We start from the raw sequence: 22,464 nt of genomic DNA on the forward strand, positions 1-22,464 counted from the left end.
GGCGGCCGAGTGCTGCGGTCCGGGCCGAGCGTCAGACCTCGCGATGTTCCGCAGCGTCCAGCGCGGCCAGGACGCGCTGCGGATCCACGATCAGGCCGCACAGGCTGCTCGCACGGCGAGCCCACGGGACCGGATCGGTCCCTTCGTCGAACGACACGGCCGACTCGAACTGACGCCGGAGGTTGACGGGCAGCCGACCGGCCAGCGCCCGGCCGAGCTCGCGGCCCTCGGTCGCCCGCGGCGAGGACGGCGGCATGAAACGCGCCAGCTTCCCGGTCGCAGGGACCGGTACGTCGGATGCGCTCTCGAGGGTGGCGATGGCCTCGCGCGCCCAGCCGCCGTCCCATGCATCGGGCAGTGGGATCGCGATCTCCTGGACGCTGGCGATCGCGTTCCGACCCAGCGCCAGCGAAAGCCCGCCGGGATCCTCGTGGTAGTTCAGGTACCGCGCGACATCAATGCCCGATGGACACACCTCGGTCAGCACCACGTCGCCGAGCCAGTCGCTGGGATCGACGAGCCAGCCCTCCCGCACCACGACGTCCGGCCTGAGCCGCACCCTGTAGAGGTAGAACTGGTTGCGGCTGTCGGCTTGGTCGTCCATTCGCCGCAGCATGTTGTGGACCGCGGCCTCGTATGTGCCGACGTGGAGCGCTTTTGAGCGCTGGCGCGCTGTCCACGCGGCGACGTGCTCCTCGCCGCCCATCCTCAGGCGCGTCTCGGCCGTCAGGTCTGCAGCCGGGTCGAAGTGCTTCGCCGGCCAGTCCGGACAGGTGCTCGTGTGGTACCAGAAGAACTGGGGAACCCGCTCGTTGTCGAGCGCTGGGTCGCGAGGAGCGATCGTCACCCGGGGCGCGTGCTCGTGCTCGCAGGTCAGGCCGCAGCCGGGGCATTTCTCTTCGGTCTGCTCCCAGCGGTCGATCCAGCCGAGGTCGACGAGGAACTCGCGGCCGCAGCCTGCGCACAGCATGCAGCGGTCCCGCGAGAAGTCAATGCGTCGTTCCATGGCCCCATTCTCCGATCAGTCACCGACTGCAACGGCTCGGATCCCAACGACAAACAGCGGCTACCGCCCGTGCAGTTCGCGCTCGATCCGGCTCGACTTGCCGTCCTCTCCCGCCTCCCGCAGATAGCGGACCGCCGTGGAGCCGAGGCCGCACGAGCAATCGATCTCCTTCTCCGCGGCTGCCCCGCGCGACTCCTGGCTCCACTTCCGGCCGAGGGCGTGGCTCCGGGACCTCAGGCACGTAGTGCTGTCGACTGCTTGCGCTGGCGGCGTTCGCGGATGCGGGCGCGGGCGAGGAGGACGAGGCTCCAGGGGCCGAAGATGAGGAACTTCAGGGCGTTGTAGAAGAAGAGCAGGAATGGCAGGTAGAGCCATTCGGTCCAGCCGGCCTGGACGAGCGCGGCGCAGCCGACGGCCGCGGCCAGGTAGGCGAGTCCGAGGAGCATCGCGGGGACGCCCCAGCGCAGTCCTTCACGGGTGCGTAGCCGGTTCAGGAGTCGGTTGGTGGGCGCGTATCGCTGCAGCAGGGTGTGGGTGCGGACGCTGAGGTTCCACAATCCGGTGAACATGTCGGGCCTCTTTCAGCACAGGCGGATACCCAAGTGGTGATGTCGCAGGCCTGTGCTGGTGGGTCTCCCGATGGCGAGAGGGTCTTCCGCCCAGGTTGCGATTCGCTGGGTCGGACATCTGTGTTCCTGCTCGCCACCAAGGATACGACCGTGAGCCGACAACCACCACCCCCCTCGCGGGGACCTCGGCGGGTTCATTCTCGGTCAGCGTTGCGGTGCGTCCCTGCCCGTGTTCGGCGCGGCCGGCGTGTGCCCGGTGGGGTCGTCGGTGGCGGTGCAGAGGATCTCGAGGTGCGCGCTAGCGCGCCGGTAGTCCAGGCACTGGGCGTCGTTGTCTGGGTCGGGGCCGAGCGGGTCGGTGCCGGTGATGCGCCACCGGTCACGGTAGGCCGCGATCACCCGCAGCGACGCCTGCTGCTGCACACTCTCCGGCTCCGGCAGTCCGGTCAGCCAGGGCTCGTGCTGGTCGCGGGCGCGGTCGAGGGCGGCTTGGGCGCGCTGCTCGATCAGGGCCTCGCGCTCGGACAATCCCGCCTGGTCGTCTTGGTTCATTGCTCCTTGTGCGCGTGGGATGAGGCCGGCAATGAGCCCGGGCCGCGGCGGCGGGGACGGCTGGTAGCGGTCGGCGAGGCGGGTGACGCGGTGGCGGAGCAGGGAGCCGATGTCCTCGACGTTCTCCAGTCTCCCGGCCCGGACGACCGCGGTCAGGAGCTGCTCGACCCTGTGACCAGAGGCCTCCAGGCGGCGTAGTTCGGCCGAGAGGACGCCGAAGGAGTCCGCATCCGCGACTTCCGTTAGCTGCTCGCCGGTGAGGCCGGCGTGGGTGAGGACGGTGAGCCATCGGTTGGCTTGGGCTTCGACCGCGATGGTCTCGTACTCGGCGGCGAGCTGCGCGATCGAGGAAGCGTCCTCGTGTTCCTGCTCGATCATCTCGTGCGCGGAGACCTCAACGCCGGTGTGCTGCACGATCCCGTACAGCACCGACCGCCCGCTCATCTCCAGATCGTCGCGGAACTGGTGCTGCTCGAGGTGCGCCTGGTCGGTGGCGACGTAGACGTGGTTGGCTTCCCGGCCGCGGGTCATCGACACGTACAGGCTCTCCCGGGTCATCTCAGGGGAATGCACGATCGCATGCGCCGTGTCCACGGTCGACCCCTGCGCGCGATGGGCCGTGACGGCGTAGGCGAGCTCGAGCTCGTCAGCGACATAGGAGGCCGGCAGCGTGATCGTGGTGCGCCATCTCGAATTCTCCCGTCGGACGGCGACCGAGCCGTCCTCGCGGGTGCCTGTGACGATCCACCGGTCGCCGTTTTTCACCCAGCCTCGGCCGAGCGCGAGTCGCCGCTCGTTGCGTCGGGTGACGACCACGTCCCCGCGGGAGGCGTGGTTCCCGTCATGCAGGGTCACCCCGGGCTCGTCGACGACCTCGCCGGTCGCGATGCGGTCGAGGCGGGCGCGGGCATTCAGGGCGGAGACGGTGTCGATGGTCTCCGCGATCAACTGCGATGCCTTGCCTGCCTGCTGGTCGGCGCGCCACGCCTGGTAGGCCTCCTCGAGGATGTCGTCGTAGTCGCCGTCATGCACCCGGTCCCGGTTGATGTACTCATCGATCGCCTCCGCGTCCCCGAGGCGCAGGGCGAGGGAAGTGCGCTTCTCCCAGGCGTGGCGGAAGCGGTGCAGCTCGGCCAGGCGCGCCACGTCTGGGCGGTCGCGGACGATCAGCCCGAACGCCCCACCAGCGTCCACGGCCGAGAGCTGGTGCGGGTCACCGACCAGGAGGATCTTCGCCCCGACCTGCCTGGCGTGGGCGGTGAGCTGGTCCAGAGCGAGAGTCCCGGCCAGGGACGCCTCGTCGACGATGAGCAGCTGCCCGGCCTGCAGGTCCCAGGCGCCGCGGCGGTGCTCGAACAGCCACTTCGCCGTGTTCTCCGTCTGGATGCCGAGGTCTTCCCCCAGGACAGCTGCAGCGACGGCCGACGGCGCGAGCCCGACCACGCTGCCAAGCCCGTGTTCGGTCTCCCAGGCGCGGCGCAGGGCCTTCATGGTGGAGGTCTTCCCCGACCCGGCGGGTCCGACCAGGACGTCGAGGACGCGGCCGGAGACCCCGATCTGGCTGATCGCCTGCTCCTGATCGATCGACAGCACCGGCTCACCCCGGCTCGCTGGGGTGCGGGCCGCGTGCTCGAGTGCCTGCAGCGTGACGGTGGGGGCGTCGCGGTCGCGGGAGGCGGCCAGGAGCCGGTCCTCCGCAGCGAGCAGGTCCGTCGAGGAGTACACGGTCGCATGCCGGGGCCGGAACGCACTCGACCCATCCGAGCGCAGAAACCTCTCCGGCGTCGAAGCCAGCTCGGGCGGAGTGAGGGCGAGGGAGGCCTGTTCGGCGGCATCGGTGATCATCCCAACGATGGCGTCACGGTCCTCCGCCGAGGCGAAACGCCACGGCATCGACTGCCGGACCGCCTCAGCGTGGAGGTTCCACCGCCGCCACGTCGACCGGCGGTCCGCGACCGTCGCGACCACGATGTCGGCGAGCTCCGTGATCGTGTCGGACGGGAGGTCATCGGCCCGAAGCAGCGGCTCCGACTCCGCACCCGCGAGCATCTCTCGCGCCCACGCCAACGGGTCGGCGTCCAGTGTCGCTTCGGCGCGTTCCCGCCACCTGGTCGTGAGGTCGGCCAGGGAGTGGTGCTCCTTCTCAGGGCGGGTCTCCAGGGTGGCTTGCTGGCGGATCTGCCACAGCACCTTCGACGACGGCTTACGGCCATGCTTGGCGACATACTCATCCACCAGGCGGTTCTTGGCGTCTTCGATGTCGCGGGTGCGGGAGGAGAACTCGTCCATCAGCTCCTGCGGGACGTCGGCGATCTCCCACGCCGTGGACCTGCCGGGTCCTCGCTCCCGGGCTTCCCACTTCGCCTCCAGCGCGCGGGCGAGGTGATCGGACAGGACGGCGTTGTAGTGCTCCGACAGCCCCGTGACCGCGTTGTGCAGGGCGCGAGAATCCAGCGTCCTCCACTTCCCATCGCGGACAGCCTGGACACGGTTCGCAACCACCAGATGCGTGTGCAACTGCGGATCGGACGAGCGGCTGTCGTAGTGATCGTAAGCGGTGGCCAGCAGACCACGGATCTCCACCTGGGCTACCGCACCGCGGGGGCCAGCCGCGCCAACGCGGGTCATCGCGACATCGCGTTCGATCAGGTCGATGACGTCGTTCATCGCCGCATGATGCGCCTCCGCGATCAGCGCCTGCGTGCCCGCATCCGAGACCGCCCAGAGCGTCGAGACCGACTTCGGCACGGAGAAGGTCAGATCGAACCCCGCCACCGGGGCCGCGACCGGCTTCGCGGCCTCCTCCGCCTCGATCCGCGCCGTCTCCGCTGCCCGCTCATCACCGGTCAGCGAGTTGGGGAGCTGATCGACGCGGGCCTGGACCCGCTCTTTCTCCGGGACGAACGTACGGAACGGGCGGCCCAGGGGCGTATCCGTCACCGGATCATGCCCATGGCCCAAGAGCCGTCGGAGCTGTTCCTCGGACACCTGAGAGCCAGGAGCGACAGGCTGCTCGAGACCGGCCAGTCCCGACCCGTGCCAGCGGCCCGGCGGGGTCCCGGACTGCTCGTAGTAGCGCGTCAGCGCGGTCGCCGCGTCCCGGTCACCATCACCGACGACCACGCTGTTCAGCAAGTACCGATACCCCTGCCCGGCCGTCATCACCCGAATCGAGATCGTCACACAGGCCAGGTACGCCAACTGAAGGTGCCACCACTAGCTAGTCACTGCGCTGCTGCACGAGTCCTGAGACTCTTGTCCTGCCGGGCGCGGTGCGCCCGGGGCAAGTCACTCGTAGCGCAGTGCGACGACGGGGTCCTTCCGGGCAGCGCGGGCTGCGGGCAGCGTCCCGGCGAGGAAGGCGATGCCCATCACAACGATCGCCATGCCTCCGACGGTCAGAGGGTCGAAGGCGATCACGGTCAGGCCGGGAAGATCGGAGAACAGACTCGTGGAGAGGGCTTCGCTGATAGCGGTGCCGATCGCGATCGCCGCGCCCGCGCCTATGAGACTGCCGAGCAGTCCGATGAACACGGCCTCGAGGCTGAACAGAGCAAACACCCGGCCGGAGCCCAATCCCATCGCCTTCATCAGCCCGATGTCGCGGGTGCGCTCCTGCACGGACATGTACAGGGTGTTGACGATGCCGAAGCTAGCCGCGAGCAGCGCGATCGCGGCAAAGGCGTTGAGTACGAGGACGATGGCATCGATGACGGTCCGGAATGCGCCGAGCTGATCGGCGACGGTCGTTCCCGTGAATCCGGCCTCGTCGAGCGCGGACTTCAGGGCCTCCACATCTTCCTCACTCGCGTCGGGGTCGTACCAGGCGCTGGCGCTGGCGTACCGATACTGCTGGTCTTCGGGCACACCGGTGTTCTGTAGGTCCCACAGCTCCTCGGTTAGCGCGTCGTTCGGGATCAGGCTGGATCCCGCGCCTGCCAGCGCTTCCTCGGCTACTCCGGTGACGGTCGCGGTGACGGTGTGCTGGGTGCGTACGCCGTCGCTGAGGGCGATGGTCAGGTCCTGGCCGAGCGCGTCCTCAACTGAGGCGAAGCCGAAGGCGTCGACGTAGTCGATGGGTATGACGACCTCGAGGTCCTCGGAGTCGTCGGGCACTTCGCCGGCGGCAAGCTGGACGGTCTGGCCAGGCACGAGGCTCCCGACGGACACGGTGTACCGGACGCCGTCGCTGTGCTGGGCATAGTCGACGGTGATCGAGCGGGTCGGTTCGACGCGCAGCACGCCAGGAACGCGGGCGAGCTCGTCGAGATCCTCGGGAGTGAGCGCAGTCGTAGTCGAAGACATGCCCGGGGCCGCCTGGCCTTGCCCGGCGGGGACGGCGTCGGGGTCGTACTCGACCGGCCCGTCTGAGCTGCCGAAGCCTCCGTCGGTCTGCGCGCCGGAGTCCTTGGTCACTGTCATGACGTCGCTCGCCCCGATGCCTGCAACGGTGTCGTCGATGTATCGGTTGATACCGGTGCCGAGTCCGCTGGTCAGTGTCAGGGTGAAGGCGCCGACGAAGATCGCCAGGACCGTCAGCAGCGTTCGGGTCTTCGACCGCAGGGTGTTCGTCATGGCGGTGCCGATGATGTCGAGGGCTCTCATCGCCGGCTCCCTTCGGCGAATGCGACGGCGTCGTCGGAGACGATTCGGCCGTCGCTGATTTGGATGCGGCGGTCGCAGCGCGCGGCGAGCTCGTCGTCGTGGGTGACGACGATCAACGTGATTCCTTGGTCTCGGTTGAGCCCGAACAGGATGTCCTCGACAATCGCGCCCGTGGCTGTGTCGAGGTTACCGGTGGGCTCGTCGGCGAAGATGACACGCGGGTTGTTGATCAGAGCGCGGGCGATCACGGCGCGCTGCTTCTGGCCTCCGGAGAGGGCGGTCGCTTTGTTCTTTGCTTTGTCGGCGAGGTCGAGCTGCTCCAGTACCGACATCCCTCGACGGCGGCGTTCGGATCGGCCGACTCCGGCGATCTTGAGCGGCAGGATCACGTTCTCCAGCACCGTCTGGTTGGCGGTGAGGAAGAACTGCTGGAACACGAAGCCAAAGGTGGCGTTGCGGGTTCGGCCCAACCTGCGGCCCTTCAGCGAGGACGTCTCGACACCGGCGAGGGCGAGACTGCCGGTGTCGGGGGTGTCCAGTAGGGCGAGGATGTGCATGAGGGTCGACTTGCCCGAACCGGACTTTCCGACGATCGCAACGCTTTCGCCCTCCTGAACGTCGAAGGCGACGTCCGTCAGGGCCCGAAATCGGTTCTGGCCGGTGCCGTAGCTCTTCGTCAGGCCCCGGACTTCGATGAGCGCGGTCCTCTCGGTCATGCCTATTCCTCCCGGTGCATGGCGTGCCCGTCGCGGGTGCTGTTCCACAGCCGCATCAACATTTGGTCGTCCAGGCCTTCCTCGTCCTCGTCCGTCGTCGGCTCCCGGGCCTCGCGCACCTCGGCGTACAGGCCTTCCATCTGCTCGTCGAGCCGCTCGGACGCCTTCGCTGCCGCGGTCAGGCGTTCAACGAGGCGTGGCGGGACCTCGCCCTCGTACTTGTAGTGAATCTTGTGCTCCAAGCTTGCCCAGAAGTCCATCGCGATGGTGCGGACCTGCACTTCGACCGGTACATGTACCGGCCCAGTCGACAGGAAAACGGGGATCTCGACCAGCGCGTGCAGGCTCTTGTAGCCATTGGGCTTGGGTGCCTTGATGTAGTCCTTGACCGAGAGCACTCGAACGTCGGCCTGCGCGGTGAGGGCGTCGAGGACGCGGTAGGTGTCAGCGATGAAACTGCACGTGATCCTCACGCCGGCGATGTCTTTGACACCTTCCCGGATACTCGCTGGGGTCGGGTCGACGCCGAGCCGGATCGCCTTGTGCAGCGTGCTCGCCGGAGTCTTCACCCGCGAGTTCACGTGCTCGATGGGGTTGTAGCGGCGAAGTCGCACGAATTCTTGGCGGAGGATGGAGATCTTGGTGAGGACCTCTTCTACTGCGAACTCACTCTCCATTTGGATCAGCTCGAACTCGCGGCGCAGCTGCCGTGCCGCCGCCACCATGTCAGCGCCCGGCAACTCGGGCCCGTCCGGCATTGGCGTCGCCTCGTTCGCGACGGGCCCCGCGCCCGCCTCTGCGTTCACGATCAGGCGACCTGGACTGCGGAGGTGAGGAGCATCTGCTTTCCGATAGTGGCGGGATCCTCGATCATCGCCAGCATCGCCGCGGCCACGTCGGAGCGGCGCGTGCGGGGCGCGCGCGGCATCTTCGTCCCGCTCTTAGCGTCGACGATCAGCGGCCTCGCGGTGCGCGGCGCGTCAGACAGCGGACCGGGGTGCACAGTGGTCCAGTCCAGACCGCTGCCGGCGAGCTGAGACTCACCGGCAACATGGTCGCGGAAGTTCGCGGCGAGGAAGGTCCGGCACCCGAACCGGTACGGGTAGCGAGTGTTGGCGAAGGTGTCGCCCACTCCCAGCGCCGAGAGCACCACGACACGCTTGACGCCGTTGGCCTTCGCGGCGGCGATCACAGGCGGGACGGCGGTGGCCATGATCGGTGCGTTGTGCTGACTGATCTTCGGCCCCAACGCCACCGCGACGGCGTCACACCCATCCAACGCGCGAGTCAACGCCTCACGGTCATCAAGCTGTCCTCCGACGATGCTGAGCCCCTCGCGTGAGGTGAGGGCGTCGGGTCGGCGCACGTACGCCACGACCTCGTGGCCGGCGTCCAGCGCCTGGCTCATGAGCTCGGTGCCGGTCCGTCCGGTGGCACCCAACAGTGCGATCTTCATATCCGTACTCCTTCTGCTATGTCGGCCAGCTGCATAGCGGGCCGATCTGGTTGTTCTGCGTGGCGGTCCATCTATTCGGCACGTTCCAGGCGTCGAGGCGCTCAGGGGTCGAGGGTCTGCGCGAGAGCGTCGAGGAAGGCCCGCTCGTCGAAGTCGGGCATCGTCAGCCGTTGCAAGATGAATCCGGGAATGACCGCGACCAGCACCGGGGCTAGTCGAGAAGCCCAGGTGCCGGGGTCGTCTCCCGCACGCTCGGGATGAGAGGTTCCCCACTCGGTCAGCTCGGCGCGCAGCAGGTCGCCGAGGCTGGCGAACACCCCCGCTACGGCGGCGCGCGCCTCGGGCTCCACGGCCGCCTCGGCCCAGACTTGTGGGGCGATGGTGTGGATCTCTTCGCCCAGGTCGGTGATCACCGAGCTCAGCAGCTCCCCAGGCGGACGTGGTGTGTCCGGGCTGGCCTGCGTGATTGCCGTCGTTCGGGTCGCGAACGTGCGCTTGACCACGGCATGGAAGAGCTCTTCCTTGCCGGAGTAGTAGCTGTAGATCGCTCCGGCTGACAGGCCGGACTCTTTGATGATCTGGGTGATCGACGACCCCCGGTAGCCGTGGGCGGCGAACACGCGCTGCGCGGCGTCGAGGATCTCGCCGCGGCGGGCGGCTCGATGGGCTTCGCTGACTTTGGGCATGGCCCGATCATACCATAAAGAACGAGCCTTCGTTTTTCTTGTGGTGCACCGCACACGCTGAGGGCCACTCCGCAACGGGCCCGTCCGGCTCCGGGTGCGCTCGAGGAGGAGCGAACGCGTTGGTAAATGCGCCACCGCAAGGAGGCATTCCGGGGACACCCTCCCGCCCCATCCGTCGATAGAACACTGCCCCCCGCCTGCGGTGCCCAGATGAGCGAGGCGGCACACCCCCGCACGCCGCGTCGCGCCTGGCTGGCGCCCGCCCGAGGAGCCCATTGCATAAACGGACATCTGTCCGGTATGCTACCAGGAAGAGAAGATGCCAACCAGATCGGATGGCTGCAGCGGCACCGCGTGTGGTCAAGACCCGACGGCACTGCCAGGGATGAGGCCTGGCGCAGCGATGACGCCGTCAGTACTCATGGGCGGGCGTGCTGCAGACTTGATCAGATCCGGGCACGCATGGCCTCGGCACTCTTCCTCCTGGAACCCGCCGATGAAAGGACCACCGCCCGTGACCGCCTCGCCGCGCGCTTTCGAACTAGTACGTCACCCCGTCGACCTCAAAATCCGGTCAGTGAAGCTCGCCGCCCGCGAGTGGCTGGCCGAGGACTACGTGCGCATCCGTCTTGAGGGTGAGGACTTGCTGGACTTTTCCCTCCCCGGGCAGGATGATCACCTGCGGATCTTCCCGGGCCAGGAGCGCGTCGAGTCCTTCGATGTGATGCGTTCGCTTCCCAGCCGCGAATACACCCCGCTGTACTGGGGCTCGACGGACCACGGTGGCTGGCTGGATCTGGAGTTCGCCGTACACGGCCAGGAGAGTCTCGCGGCCCGGTGGGCCGCGGAGGCCTCCCTGGGCACGCCGGCTGTCCTCGGCGGCCCGCGGGGTTCGCTGCAGGTCCAAGGCCAGCCCGACGGATGGTTGCTTGCGGGCGACGAGACGGCGATCCCGCAGATCCGCCGGTACGCCGCGCTCATCGCCGAAGGCGCCCCGGCCACCGTCCTCATCGAGGTCCCCGACGCCGCCCACGAGGTCACGATCGACACGGTCGCGCCGGTCCAGTACGTCCACCGTGGCGAGGCACCTGCCGGCTCTGCCCTCGAGGCCCGGCTCGATGCGGTCACCGCCGATGAGCGACCCGAGGGCGACGTGTTCGGGTTCGTCGCGGCCGAGCAGTCCATCGTCCGTCCAGCCCGCGCACTCCTCGCCAACCGGTGGAGGATCGACTCGGACCGGTTCGTCGTGAAGGGCTATTGGAAGCGCGGCGAGGCCGAGTACCACGCCCCGCACGTCGCCCCTCCCACGGAGTGAGACGGGCGCTGACTGCAACGGAGACTTCCCTGACTTTTCCGAGGCCATTCGGGATACTGCGCTAATTGTGCTTTGCAGATATTCTCGCCACCAATGCCCTCAGGCGGACGGTGACTGCGTCGGTGGGTGCTTAGCCGACCGCGTCCGGTCCGGGCATTAACGATCCCCGTCGGCAGCTGCCGTGTTCGGCCCACTCCTCTACTCCCAAACGGCCGACGAAGCACCAGGCCCGGGCGACTGGCCGGACTCTGCGTCGGCGGATACTTCGGCCCAGTCCTGCCATTCTTAGAGTCGATCCGCGTCGCCGACGCTCTTGCCGGCCCCAGGACGAGTCGCCATGGCAGGCGTTGTGCCGATCGTGACCGAACCAGAGGATGGCAACTCGGAGCGATCGCTGAGTCAGATGCAACTGCTCAGCAATGCTCGTGCCTTGATCACCCGCCGCTGGGAGAAGATGCAGGGTCGGCAGAGACTGCTGACACCTGAGGTCACACGTCGCCTCGGCGGCGATCAGCTCAGCAACAGGTTTCGAGCTAGCGCCCTCGTCGTCTCCGCAGTCTCATGCCTCGACGCCGCCACTGACGCTTGGATAGAGAGCGACGGCGCAGCACCCATGGCGGACCTCCTGGGGCAGGAGATGGACGCTCTCAACGACCCCTGCTGAGAAGGCGAACCCCTTCGCACTCTCGCAGCTGGAGGCCACCTACCCGCGCGACGCAATCACCCGCCAGAGGCAGTCACCTACATGCTGTCGGCAACCTGCATGCCGTGGACGCGGCGCTGTCTGCGCCGCCGGAAGGATGAGCTTGCGATCCGATCGACGCAGACAGCGTGAAGTCGAAGGCGTTGGAATGGGCACGGACCCCACATACCGCGTCCCTGACTCGAGACGGTCGGAAGACAGCTCGGCGAGCAGCGCACCCAAGAGAGCACTGCAGAACTTCCTCCCCAACACACGCCGCGAGTTGAACCGCGCGACAACTCCGACGGTGTGAGCGAGACCTCGTAGCCAGAGGTGACCTTCCGCCCGACTCCGCGTACTATAAAGAACGAGACTTCGTTTTTATTGGAAGGAACGCCATGTCTGACACCACCGCACCCGCGGTAGAGCGCACACCGATCCTGCGCACCTCAATCATCGCCGCGGCCTTGACCGGCATCATCGCGATCATCGTGCTGGCCTTTTCCTGGCCGGCCGTGACCGCCGAGCCGAAGGATGTCGCGATCGCCGTCGTCGGGCCCGAGCAGGCCGCCACCGCGATCGCCGACCAGCTCGAAGAGAACAGCGACGGGGTGTACGACATCACCGTCATCGACGACCGAACCGCGGCCGTGGAGGGCATCGAAAAGCGCGACTATTTCGGCGCGATTATCCTTGGTGAGCAGCCCGAGCTCCTCACCGCCTCGGCGAACGGCACCATCAACCAGGTCATCACCCAGCTCGAGGAGCCGCTACAGACCGCGCTGACCGCCCAGGCGCAGGCGACCACCGAGGCCGCCGGTGTCGACGCACCGGAGGTATCACTGACCGTCACCGATGTCGCACCACTGTCGGAGGGCGACCCCAACGGCAGCCTGCTGTCCTCGGCGTTCTTCCCGATGCTCTTCGGAGGCATCCTCGGCGGGGTGCTCATCACGACGCTGATCAAGGGCACCTCGCGGCGCGTCCTCGCCGTCGGGGTCTACGCGATCGTCGGCGGCGTGGTGCTCGCCAGCATCTTGCAGCTGTGGTTCGGCTCCATCCAGGGCGACTACCTGGTCAATGTCGGTGCGTTCTCTCTCGCCGTTGCCGCGATCGCTGCCCCCATCGTCGGGCTCGTCGCCCTGCTCGGCCAGTCCGGGACCTTTGTAGGTCTGGCCACGATGATGCTCTTTGCCAACCCGATCTCCGGCTCCGCTCTGCCCGCGCAGTTCCTGCCCGGCGCATGGGGGCAGGTCGGACAGTGGTTCCCGCCGGGAGCCTCGGCCACCCTGATTCGAGAACTCTCCTACTTCCCCAACGCAGACATGAGCTTCCCTTGGATCGTCCTGGCCGGCTGGGTCGCAGGCGGCCTGATCCTGACCCTCATCGGACGGGCCGTGCGTCGACCCAAGACCCAGCCCGAGGCCGAGACGACTCCCGCGCAGGAGCAGCTGGTCGGCGCGTGACCCTCCCTTGCTAACCGGACACCCGTCCACTAATCTGTAAATCGGAGAGGTGTCCGGTTGGCCGGGAGGTTTCCACCACGGGATTCGAGGAGGAGCACCACCATGGACGAGCAGATCATCCAGCTACACGACGCGCTGAAGGCGAGCAGTTCCACCGTCGTCGTCACCGGTGCGGGGATCTCGATGGGCTCGGGCATCAAGGACATGGAACACATGAACGTCGCCCGGGTCATGCAGACCAGCCTCGAGCCGCTGGTGCGGCTGCACCCCGAGCGCAGTTACCGGATGTTGCGGGCATCGTTTCTCGATCCGATGTTCGTCACCGGACCGAGCACCGCCCACCGCAAGATCGCCGAACTCGAAGAACGTGGGCTGATCCGCGGCATGGTCACCACGAACATCGACCATCTGCACTCCCTGGCCGGATCGCAGAGCGTCGCGGAGATCCAGGGCAGCTACGCAATCAACCGGTGCGTGTCCTGCAAGAGGCACGAAGACGATGTGCGGATCTGGGACCGGGGGCGGGCGCCGCGGTGCCGCGACTGCGGTGGGGTCATGGTCTCCTTCCCGGTCTATACCCGCGTCGGTGTCAACGACACCGCGTACCAGGAAGCCGAGCAGTGGGTCTCGGAGGCCGACCTCATTCTGACCGTGGGTTCGAAGGGCATGTACGGCGGCTACCTCGGCCGTATCAGCGCGTCCGCCACGATCATCCAGGTCAACCCCAAGCCAACCCCGTTCGACCAGCGGGCGTCGGTGTCCATCCGCGCCCGTGCCGACGACGTCTTCGCCACGCTCTGAGAGCCCCTGGGACACGACCGAAGGAGAGAAGCCATGAACATGGACGCCAAGACCTGCGTCATCACCGGCGGCACCGCCGGGATCGGGCTGGCCACCGCAACCGCGCTGGCCGGCCAGGGAGCCGAGGTCGTCCTGCTGGGCCGCAGCCGGGACCGCGGCAAGGAGGCCCTGGCCCGTATCGCGGCGACGACCGGCAACGATCGCGGCTCGATGGTCCAGGTCGATCTTGCTGACCTCGACTCCGTCCGAAATGCAGCGCACGAGATCCTCGACGCGCACCCACGGATCCATGTCCTGATCAACAACGCCGGGATCATGCTGCCCGAACGGCAGCTCACCGACGATGGGGTGGAGAAGATGTTCGCCACGAACTACCTATCCCACTTCCTGCTGACCAACCTGCTGCTGGAGCGGCTGATCGCCTCTGCGCCGGCGCGGATCGTCTCGGTCGGGGCGCTCATCCCCCGCGCGGTCGTCGATCTCGACGATCTCGCCATGGAGCGGCGCAAGTACACCCCGTTCACCGCCCTGGGCATCTCCAAGCTCGCGGTGGTCATGTTCACCCGCGAGCTCGCCCGACACCTCGAAGGCACCGGAGTCACCGCCAACGCCCTCTACCCGGGTGTGGCGCGCACGTCGATCATGGACGACCAGTCGTGGCTCTCCCGTACCGCGATGCGCCTGATCTCCGGATCGCCGGAGAAGGCCGCGAGGACCTCGATCCTCCTCGCCAGCGACCCGTCGGTCGACGGCGTGAGCGGACGCATGTTCTCAGGAGGCAAGGAGACGAGCATGCGTGGGGACCAGGTAAACGACCCGCAGCAGTGGAGACGGCTGTGGGACAAGAGCGTCCAGCTGACCGAGCTGGAGCCGAGCACAGGAGGAAAGCCATGACCACCACCATCACCGCCGCCGTATCCCGAGGAGCGCAGTCCCCGTTCACGATCGAGAACCTGGACCTGGACGACCCGAGACCCGACGAAGTCGTCGTGAGGATCGGCGCGACCGGGCTGTGCCACTCCGACATCGCCGCCCTCGACCACCCGATGCTCGAATGGCCCGCGGTCCTCGGACACGAAGGCGCCGGCGTCGTCGAGCGCGTCGGCGACCACGTCACCGACGTCAAGGTCGGCGACCACGTCGCCACCTCCTTCGCCTGGTGCGGCCACTGCGCGGCCTGCCTGCAGGGCCGCCCCACCCGGTGCGCGAGCATGCGGGAGCTGAACTTCTCCGGCGTCCGCGCAGACGGCTCTCACCTGCTGCACACCGAAGACGGGGCTCCGGTCAGCGGCCGGTTCATGGGCCAGTCCGCCTTCGCCAGCCACGTCCTCGTGCCCGCCAGCAGCGTCATCGTCGTCCCCGACGACCTCGACCCCGTGATCGTCGCCGGCCTCGGCTGCGCCCTGCAGACCGGCGCCGGCAGCATCCTGAACGCGCTGCGCGTCACCGCAGGCGACCACGTCGTCATCTCCGGGGCCGGCTCCGTGGGCCTGGCCGCCGTGATGGCCGCCCGCGCCGCCGGCGCGACCCGGATCGTCGCCGTCGACATGCTCCCGTCCCGCCGCGACCTCGCCTCCCGCGTCGGCGCGACCCACACCGTCGACGGCGCGAGAGAGGACCTCGCCGCCGCCATCCACGAGGCCCTGGGCGGTCCGGCCGATGTCGCATTCGACGCCAGTGGTGCTCCGGATGCGGTCCTCGCCGACGTCACCGTCCTCAAGGCCGACGGCCGCATCGCCCTGGCCGCCGGTGGATTCTCCAAGGCCGCCCAGTCACCGGTGGCCACCGGCAAGTCCGTGGTGAACGTGCTCGTCGGCGACCAGATGCCCCACGTGTTCATCCCCCGACTCATCGACCTCTACCGCAGCGGCCTAATCGACCTCGACGCCGTCATCACCCGCTACCCGCTGGCCGACATCGACCGGGCGCTTGCCGACACCCGGGCAGGCACGACCGCCAAGGCGATCCTCATCCCCTGACCCGGGCCCCGCGAGCAGCCTCCTCCCTCGAAAGGAACACCCGACCATGACAGACACCACCGAGCAGAGCATCACAGCATCCGACGCCCGAATCGACGAGCTGGCCATCCACGTCGCCCGCCCGTCCGGCGGATCGGCCACCGGCGTGCTGCTCTATCCGACGATCGCCGGTCTCGACGAGCACATGCGCGCCCAGGCCGCGACCCTGGCAGAGGAAGGCCTGACCGCCGTGGTCTGGGACCCCTACGACGGCAACCCTCCCGCCGGCGGCCGACCCGCCGCGCTGGAGCTGTCCAAGAGTTTCCAGGACGAGGACATCATCACCTCTGTGACGAAGGTGCTCGACTACATGGAAGACGAACTCGGTCTGACCTCATTCAGTGCATGGGGGTGGTGCTTCGGAGGCCGCGTCGCGCTCCTGCACGCAGGCCTCGACTCACGCATCGGCGCGGTCGCCGCCTACAACCCCACCATCTGGGGTGACCAGGTCGTCGAGTTCGGGCCCATGCGCTTCAGCGGCGCGGACTTCCCTGGCGAGACCATGGACGTTATCGCCGGAGCCTCGGCAGTCCGCGGGCCGGTACAGATCTGCCACCCCGAGAACGATTTCACCCCGCAGGACGTCTACGACGCCCTCATCACCCAGCTGCGCGAGCGTAGCGCGCCGACGGCCTACGAGTACTACCCCGGCATCGGACACGGCTTCGGCCAAGGTGAAACCGACGCTGACGCCGCTGCCCGCGCCCAGGCCTGGCCCCGCACCCTGGCCGTGCTCTCCGAGCCGACGCCGCGAGCCTGAACCCCGAAAAGAGGAGCAAGAAAGAGATGCAGAACGCCCCCCAGAAGAAAATCCTCGTCGTCGGCGCCGGCTTCGCCGGACTCTCTGCCGCCTACTGGCTCGGCCGCCACGGCCACCAGGTCGTCATCGCCGAACGCGGCGCGGCCTTGCGCGACTCCGGCGCGCAAGTCGACCTCCGCACCCCGGGCGTCGAGATCGTCGAACGCATGGGTCTCCTCGACGCGGTCGAGGCCAGACAGGTCCACGAAATCGGCTTCGAGATGATCGATGAGCACGGCGCCGTGAAGTCACGCATGATGGCCAACACCTCTGGCACCGGCACCGAGTCCATCACCGCCGAGTACGAGATCATGCGTGGAGACATGCTGCGCCTGCTCCACGACGCCGCGAAGGACCGGGCCGAGTTCCGGTTCGACGCGAAACTCGAGCGGTACGAGCAGGACGATGAGAAGGTCACGGCCCACTTCGCCGATGGCACCACCGAAGACTTCGACCTGCTCGTCGGCGCCGACGGCCAGGGGTCGCGCATCCGCAAAGCCATCCTGCCCGCAGGCGCTCCGGACCCATACCGACGCTCCGGCGTCCACGTGGCCTACTGGATCGTGCCCCGCGACAACACCGACACCGACATCGCCACGATGTACAACGCCCCCGGCGGACGCTTGCTCATCCGCCGCAGCCACAGCGCTGACGAGACCCAGATCTACTTCTTCCTCCGCGACGACTCCCCCGAAACCAGGGCCATCCACCGCAAGCCGGTCGACGAGCAGAAGCGGTTCTGGGCCGGCAAGCTGCGCGGGGCCGGCTGGCAGGCCGATCGCTTCCTCCACGCCCTGGAGACCAGCGACAACTTCTACTGCCACGAAGTCGTCCAGATCGTCGCCGACCGCTGGCACCAGGGCCGCGTTGTCCTCCTCGGCGACGCCGCACACGGCCTCCCCCCGGCGGGGTGGGGCGTGACCTCGAGCATCGTCGGCTCCTACATCATGACCCACGAGCTGGCGCGAACCCCGGACAACCCCTCGGTGGCATTCGCCCGGTACGAGGCAGCGATGCGCCCGTTCATCAAGTCCAAAGAGCCCGCCAGCTTCGCTTCCTACCGGATCCTGCTCCCCAGTACCCGGCTGGGCATTCGCCTGTTCCACACCCTCGGGCAAGGCGCACGCACGATCATGCTCGGAATCTCAAAGGTCCGAGCACGCTTCTCGACGGCGACTGGTCGAGACAGCAACAGAGATCGTGGAACCTGGACCCTACCGGTCTACGACGACTCACCCTCTCCTGCTGGCAGCAGCTCCATGTCTTCCGGCGAAGCGCGCCGCGGCGGACCGGAAAGGCAGTAATCGGCCAGTGCCCTGACCTACCGTCGCCGGGAGCGCGAGTACCATAGGAAACGGACACTTGTCCGGGGAGTACTGAAGGAGCGTGAATGACCCAGCCGAAGGAAACGCCGTTGCGAGCGGATGCGCGACGCAACCGCGAGCGGATCCTCGAAGCGGCAGTCGAAGCCCTCTCGCGTGACAGCGGCGCCTCCCTGAGTGCGATCGGCAAGCGCGCCGGCGTCGGACAGGGGACCCTATACCGCCACTTCCCCGACCGTGAAGCGCTCATCTGGGCCGTCTACGAGCGTGAAGTCGACGACCTCGTCGTCCGCGCCGACCAGCTCCTCGAACAGGAGACGCCACAGCGGGCCCTGAGGGAGTGGATGTCCCACCTGGCCCGCTTCGCCCTAACCAAGGCCGACCTCGGCGGAGCGATCAACGAGCCCATCAGCCCCGAGACCAAGGCCGCCCGGCCCGGCTACGCCCGCGTTGTCCACACCATCGAGACGCTCCTCGCCGCCAACCGGGAGGCGGGCACCATCAGGCCTGACGCCACGGCCCAGGACTTTACAGCTCTGGTCGCGGGGTTGTGGCAGATCCGATCCGACGCCGACGGCGAGCAGCGCGCTCAGCGCTTGCTGGATCTCATCGTCATCGCACTCAGCGCTCAGGCCGACCCGGGTTCGTGACTCGCCGGACGCTCAATCGTCAGTAGCGCGAAGTCGATCCCCGCCTCCTGGCCATAGAGGTCGATTGGACCGCGAGTCATCTCGCCGCAAGAGCCACATCTTGGGCTCCGAGCAGCCAAAACGGCATGGGGCCCACGATGTGCTGCATCACAACAAGAACATCTCACCGCTGACCAACTCTGCCGACGCTGACTGAGCACTGCCGCACCCCGCCAAGTAGTCGCGCTCCCCTTTGCGCGGTCAGCGATGTCGCCCTCTCGAGAGGCAAGGCGGGTCCTCGGCCCCACCTTGCTAAACGGACAGTCGTCCGGTACGCTCAGAGCAAGCGGACAATCGTCCGGTTGGTAAGCGGGAAGGCGATCCATTGAAGCTCCTCGTACTCGGGGCCACCGGCCCCACCGGACAGCACGTCGTCCAGCGCGCGCTTGATCACGGCGACCAGGTCACCGCCCTGGCCCGCCGGCCCGAAGCACTCCATGACCTAGCCAGCCAGATCACGATCACGCAGGGGGACGCCACCTCTGCGAAGGACGTCGCTCAGGCGATGGTGGGACAGGATGCCGCGATCTCGGCACTGGGTCGCAGTACCTCGGTGCGCGCGGACGGACTGTTCAGCGGCGCCGCGGCCGCCGTGACCGAAGCGGCCCGGCAAACCGGGCTGCGACGCCTGGTGTGGCTGTCGTCCTTCGGTGTCGGCGACACGCTCGCGGAGTCGAGCACCACGCAGAAAGCGATGTACAAGACGTTCCTGCGCAACATCTACGCCGACAAGGCCGTCTCCGAGGAGACCCTTCGCGCGGCCGGACTCGATCTCACCATCGTCTATCCCACGACGCTGACCAATGGCCCCGCCAAGGGCACCTACACCGTCGACGACCACGTCCCGATGAAGGGCGCCCCGACCATCAGCCGCGCCGATGTCGGCCACTTCATGCACCTCGCCGTCCACGACCCCGTTTGGATCGGCCGCCAGGCCGTCCTCACCGACTGACAGGAGATCCACGATGACCACCACGAACACGTTCCTCCTCGGCGGCGACATGCCGGTGAACCGGATCGGATTCGGCGCGATGCGCCTATCCGCGACCGGCTTCACCGGCCCCGCCCGCGACCCCGAGACCGGCAAGGCCGTGCTACGGCGCGCACTCGAGCTCGGCGTCAATCACATCGACACCGCCACCATCTACCGCAGCCACGACGGCACCGTCACCGCCAACGGGCTCATCCGCGACGCACTCGCGCCCTACCCGGACGACCTCGTCATCGCCACCAAGGTCGGCCCGTGGGAGCATCCCGACGGTCGGATCGAGCAAACCGACGACCCCGCCGCACTCCGTCCGGCGATCGAAGCCAACCTCGCCGGTCTGGGCCTGGAGCGCCTCGACTTGGTCTACCTGCGCGTCGGGCAGATGGAACCCCCGCACGGCCAGTCCATCGCCGTCCAGTTCGAGGTCCTCGCACAGATGCGCGAGGAGGGCCTCATCCGCCACCTCGGGCTGAGCAACGTCGACACCGACCACCTCGCCGAAGCACAGCGCATCGCCCCCGTCGCTGCCGTGCAGAACCAGTTCCACGCCGGCAAGCGCGACGACGCCGAGCTCCTCGCCGCCTGCCAGGACCAGGGCATCGGATTCGTGCCGTTCTTCCCCCTCGGCGGCGGCATGACCGACCTGCGTGCTGGCGCACTCCAGCGCGTCGCCGACCGACATGAGGCCAGCGTCCACCAGATCGCTCTGGCCTGGCTTCTCGCCGCCTCACCGGTGACGCTCCTCATCCCCGGCACCGGTTCCGTCGAACACCTCGAGGAGAACATCGCCGCAGGCGCAATCGTGCTGTCCGACGACGACCTCGCAGAGCTGGCCTGACCATGTCCCTGAATATCTTCCAACGCCGAGCCGTCACCAAGACGCTCCTGTCCGACCTCGACCGATCCGGCCTCACCCGCGACGAGGTAGCAGCCGACCTGCGCATCACCACGGACCAGCTCGACAAGGCGATCCGCATGGCAGCCGGCGGCGACCCGACCCACATCTGGCTGGTCCGCGACTACCTGCACCAGGCCGTCATCGACGCGGGTGGCGAACCGACGGAGCACACCGTCCTCACCGAGGCATCCCGCGCCAAGGCACGTCAATGGTTCACGATGACCATCCCACCCCGGCACGACTTCAGCGCCGTAGCCGCCCGAGGAGAAGCACGATGAACGACCATGCGGTGTCCGCCTACAGAACGATCGTGATGACCGGGGCCACCAACGGCATCGGAGCCGCCGCCATCGAGCGCCTCGCCCGCCAGCCCGGCACCAGAGTGATCGTCGGCGCCCGCGGCACCGGGCGGACATTGCCAGCCGGCGTCGAGGTGCTGGCCCTCGACCTCGCCTCGCTCGATAGTGTCCGCGCCTTCGCCGATGCGGTTGTCGCGGAACTGGATGACGCACCGATCGACGCCCTAATCCTCAACGCCGGCACCCAAGCCTCCGACCAGAAGGGCCGCACCTCCGATGGATTCGAGACCACCTTCGGCGTCAACCATCTCGCTCACTACCTTCTCGCTAGGCTCCTCGCACCCCGCGTCGCCGACAATGGCCGTCTCATTCTGACCACGAGCGATACCCACGATCCCGCGGTAACACCGCTCGGGCCGAAGTCGCTCGATCCTGCTGCACTGGCCCATCCCACCGGCGGAGGGTTCGGCTCGGGCATGCGCGCATACGCAGCTTCCAAGCTGTGCAACCTACTCACCGCCCGCTCCTTCGCCGACGCCCCCGAGCTGGCCAAGCGCAACATCACCGTCATAGCTTTCAACCCAGGCTTCACTGTCGGCACCAACCTCGGCGGACGCAGCCCGCGCACCCAGCGCATCTTCGCAGCGCTCGTGGTTCCGATTTTCAGCATCGTCGGTCGGTTCAAACCCGAGTTCAGCGCCGGCAAGCCAGAGCGCGCAGGCGAAGTCCTCGCAGGCCTAGCGACCGGGACGGTGACTCCACCACCTGGGAAGGTGTACGCCTCCATCGTCCGCGGCGAGTTGACCTATCCCTCGCCGTCAGCGCTCGCGCTCGACGATGCTCAGCGCGACGGCCTCTGGGAGAAGAGCGCAGAGATGGTTGGAGTGTAGCTCGATACCGTCGGGCGACGACATGCAGGAAACGATCGCATGCGCATCCTTCACCGGGGGAACCGAGAGCACCCCGCGACAAGTCGCAGGGTCGGTTACCACTCACGCGCATCCTCACATCGGGCTGCCGAGCCTACCTCCCACCGCGGCTGAGGCTCGAAGTGCCATGACAGTGTTGTCCACCCAAGGACTCTTTGGCGATCTCGGGTTGCCCCTACGTGTCATCGACGCAACCGCGGTCGCGCCTTCCGGATCAGTGACGGCTGAGGCCGTCAAAGTGGTATTTACGGTATCCGGTTGGGCTGAAATCAGGACCGCCGAAGACGTCTCGGTCATATCTCCCGGAACGATACTCATGATCCCGGCAAATCTCGAGTGTTTGGGGTTTCCCACCGGACATGCGCGAACGGTCACTTTCTACATTGACCGCGACTACGTTGCCGACCAGGTGCGATGGCTCACGTCTGCTCATCCTATGGTGCATCAGCTGAAGCGGTCGCTCGCTGACGATGCAGGGTTGCAGTGTCTTCAGGTGCCGCCGTCTGCAATGCATCACTTGACGCCATCGCTAGCGCGACTCGCTCACATCGAACCAGACGCGCAGAGTGAGTTCGCCAAGCTGTCGTTGGCTTCAGAAATCCTAGGCACCGTCGAGAGATTCGTCGGATTCTCGGAGCGAGGCCTCGCGACAGACACGATCTCGATTC

21 protein-coding genes are annotated in these 22,464 nt (G+C 67.5%); 13 read left to right on the top strand and 8 right to left on the bottom strand.

Annotation, left to right across the window (positions count from 1 at the left end; translation table 11 throughout):
• Window positions 1–31: 31 nt before the first annotated feature.
• The 8 genes from MUN78_RS11820 to MUN78_RS11855 all read right to left on the bottom strand — a co-directional run bounded on the left by MUN78_RS11820 (window position 32) and on the right by MUN78_RS11855 (window position 9,590).
• Entirely contained in the window at window positions 32–1,006 is a 975-nt protein-coding gene (locus tag MUN78_RS11820; RefSeq protein WP_244726641.1) for a hypothetical protein, read from the bottom strand.
• 233 nt (window positions 1,007–1,239) lie between these two features.
• Window positions 1,240–1,575: a sulfate permease gene (locus MUN78_RS11825; RefSeq protein ID WP_244726643.1), complete on the bottom strand. Its 336-nt coding sequence runs from the start codon at window positions 1,573–1,575 to the stop codon at window positions 1,240–1,242.
• 204 nt (window positions 1,576–1,779) lie between these two features.
• Window positions 1,780–5,310, bottom strand: a complete 3,531-nt coding sequence (gene mobF, locus MUN78_RS11830) for a MobF family relaxase (protein WP_244726645.1) — start codon at window positions 5,308–5,310, stop codon at window positions 1,780–1,782.
• 105 nt (window positions 5,311–5,415) lie between these two features.
• Window positions 5,416–6,732 carry an ABC transporter permease gene (locus MUN78_RS11835; protein WP_244726646.1) on the bottom strand — a complete coding sequence of 439 codons (1,317 nt, stop codon included), beginning with the start codon at window positions 6,730–6,732 and terminating at the stop codon, window positions 5,416–5,418.
• Entirely contained in the window at window positions 6,729–7,448 is a 720-nt protein-coding gene (locus MUN78_RS11840) for an ABC transporter ATP-binding protein (protein ID WP_244726648.1), read from the bottom strand. The genes MUN78_RS11835 and MUN78_RS11840 overlap by 4 nt, the downstream gene beginning before the upstream one ends.
• A gap of 2 nt (window positions 7,449–7,450) precedes the next feature.
• Window positions 7,451–8,254 (bottom strand): GTP pyrophosphokinase, encoded by an 804-nt coding sequence (locus tag MUN78_RS11845; protein WP_429952180.1) that lies wholly within the window; start codon window positions 8,252–8,254, stop codon window positions 7,451–7,453.
• A gap of 2 nt (window positions 8,255–8,256) precedes the next feature.
• Entirely contained in the window at window positions 8,257–8,904 is a 648-nt protein-coding gene (locus MUN78_RS11850; RefSeq protein WP_244726650.1) for an NAD(P)-dependent oxidoreductase, read from the bottom strand.
• A gap of 101 nt (window positions 8,905–9,005) precedes the next feature.
• Window positions 9,006–9,590: a TetR/AcrR family transcriptional regulator gene (locus MUN78_RS11855; RefSeq protein ID WP_244726652.1), complete on the bottom strand. Its 585-nt coding sequence runs from the start codon at window positions 9,588–9,590 to the stop codon at window positions 9,006–9,008.
• 577 nt (window positions 9,591–10,167) lie between these two features.
• Between MUN78_RS11855 and MUN78_RS11860 the strand changes: the two genes are divergently transcribed.
• From MUN78_RS11860 to MUN78_RS11920, 13 genes are all read left to right on the top strand, one after another.
• A complete protein-coding gene (locus MUN78_RS11860) occupies window positions 10,168–10,905 on the top strand; it encodes a siderophore-interacting protein (RefSeq protein ID WP_244726654.1) in 738 nt (245 codons plus the stop codon).
• Between the two features lie 337 nt (window positions 10,906–11,242).
• Window positions 11,243–11,569, top strand: a complete 327-nt coding sequence (locus MUN78_RS11865) for an acyl-CoA-like ligand-binding transcription factor (RefSeq protein WP_244726655.1) — start codon at window positions 11,243–11,245, stop codon at window positions 11,567–11,569.
• A 416-nt stretch (window positions 11,570–11,985) separates the two neighbouring features.
• On the top strand, window positions 11,986–13,053 hold the full coding sequence (locus tag MUN78_RS11870; RefSeq protein WP_244726657.1) for an ABC transporter permease: 1,068 nt from the start codon (window positions 11,986–11,988) through the stop codon (window positions 13,051–13,053).
• 102 nt (window positions 13,054–13,155) lie between these two features.
• Window positions 13,156–13,854: an SIR2 family NAD-dependent protein deacylase gene (locus MUN78_RS11875; RefSeq protein ID WP_244726659.1), complete on the top strand. Its 699-nt coding sequence runs from the start codon at window positions 13,156–13,158 to the stop codon at window positions 13,852–13,854.
• 33 nt (window positions 13,855–13,887) lie between these two features.
• Complete coding sequence (locus MUN78_RS11880; RefSeq protein WP_244726661.1) at window positions 13,888–14,748, top strand: SDR family NAD(P)-dependent oxidoreductase; 861 nt, start codon at window positions 13,888–13,890, stop codon at window positions 14,746–14,748.
• Complete coding sequence (locus MUN78_RS11885) at window positions 14,745–15,833, top strand: NAD(P)-dependent alcohol dehydrogenase (protein WP_244726663.1); 1,089 nt, start codon at window positions 14,745–14,747, stop codon at window positions 15,831–15,833. Before MUN78_RS11880 ends, MUN78_RS11885 begins: the two co-directional genes overlap by 4 nt.
• Before the next feature lie 46 nt (window positions 15,834–15,879).
• Window positions 15,880–16,632 (top strand): dienelactone hydrolase family protein, encoded by a 753-nt coding sequence (locus tag MUN78_RS11890; RefSeq protein WP_244726665.1) that lies wholly within the window; start codon window positions 15,880–15,882, stop codon window positions 16,630–16,632.
• Between the two features lie 26 nt (window positions 16,633–16,658).
• The gene (locus tag MUN78_RS11895) at window positions 16,659–17,975 is read left to right on the top strand and encodes an FAD-dependent oxidoreductase (RefSeq protein ID WP_244726667.1); all 1,317 of its coding nucleotides are present in this window, start codon (window positions 16,659–16,661) and stop codon (window positions 17,973–17,975) included.
• Between the two features lie 86 nt (window positions 17,976–18,061).
• Complete coding sequence (locus MUN78_RS11900) at window positions 18,062–18,643, top strand: TetR/AcrR family transcriptional regulator (protein ID WP_244726669.1); 582 nt, start codon at window positions 18,062–18,064, stop codon at window positions 18,641–18,643.
• A 364-nt stretch (window positions 18,644–19,007) separates the two neighbouring features.
• Window positions 19,008–19,634 carry an NAD(P)-dependent oxidoreductase gene (locus tag MUN78_RS11905; protein WP_244726671.1) on the top strand — a complete coding sequence of 209 codons (627 nt, stop codon included), beginning with the start codon at window positions 19,008–19,010 and terminating at the stop codon, window positions 19,632–19,634.
• Window positions 19,635–19,647: 13 nt separating this feature from the next.
• A complete protein-coding gene (locus MUN78_RS11910) occupies window positions 19,648–20,508 on the top strand; it encodes an aldo/keto reductase (RefSeq protein ID WP_244726673.1) in 861 nt (286 codons plus the stop codon).
• A 2-nt stretch (window positions 20,509–20,510) separates the two neighbouring features.
• Window positions 20,511–20,846 (top strand): DUF2316 family protein, encoded by a 336-nt coding sequence (locus tag MUN78_RS11915; RefSeq protein WP_244726675.1) that lies wholly within the window; start codon window positions 20,511–20,513, stop codon window positions 20,844–20,846.
• A complete protein-coding gene (locus MUN78_RS11920; protein WP_244726676.1) occupies window positions 20,843–21,757 on the top strand; it encodes an SDR family NAD(P)-dependent oxidoreductase in 915 nt (304 codons plus the stop codon). The genes MUN78_RS11915 and MUN78_RS11920 overlap by 4 nt, the downstream gene beginning before the upstream one ends.
• Window positions 21,758–22,464 lie beyond the last annotated feature (707 nt).

Source organism: Leucobacter allii, assembly GCF_022919155.1.
Classification (GTDB): domain Bacteria; phylum Actinomycetota; class Actinomycetes; order Actinomycetales; family Microbacteriaceae; genus Leucobacter; species Leucobacter allii.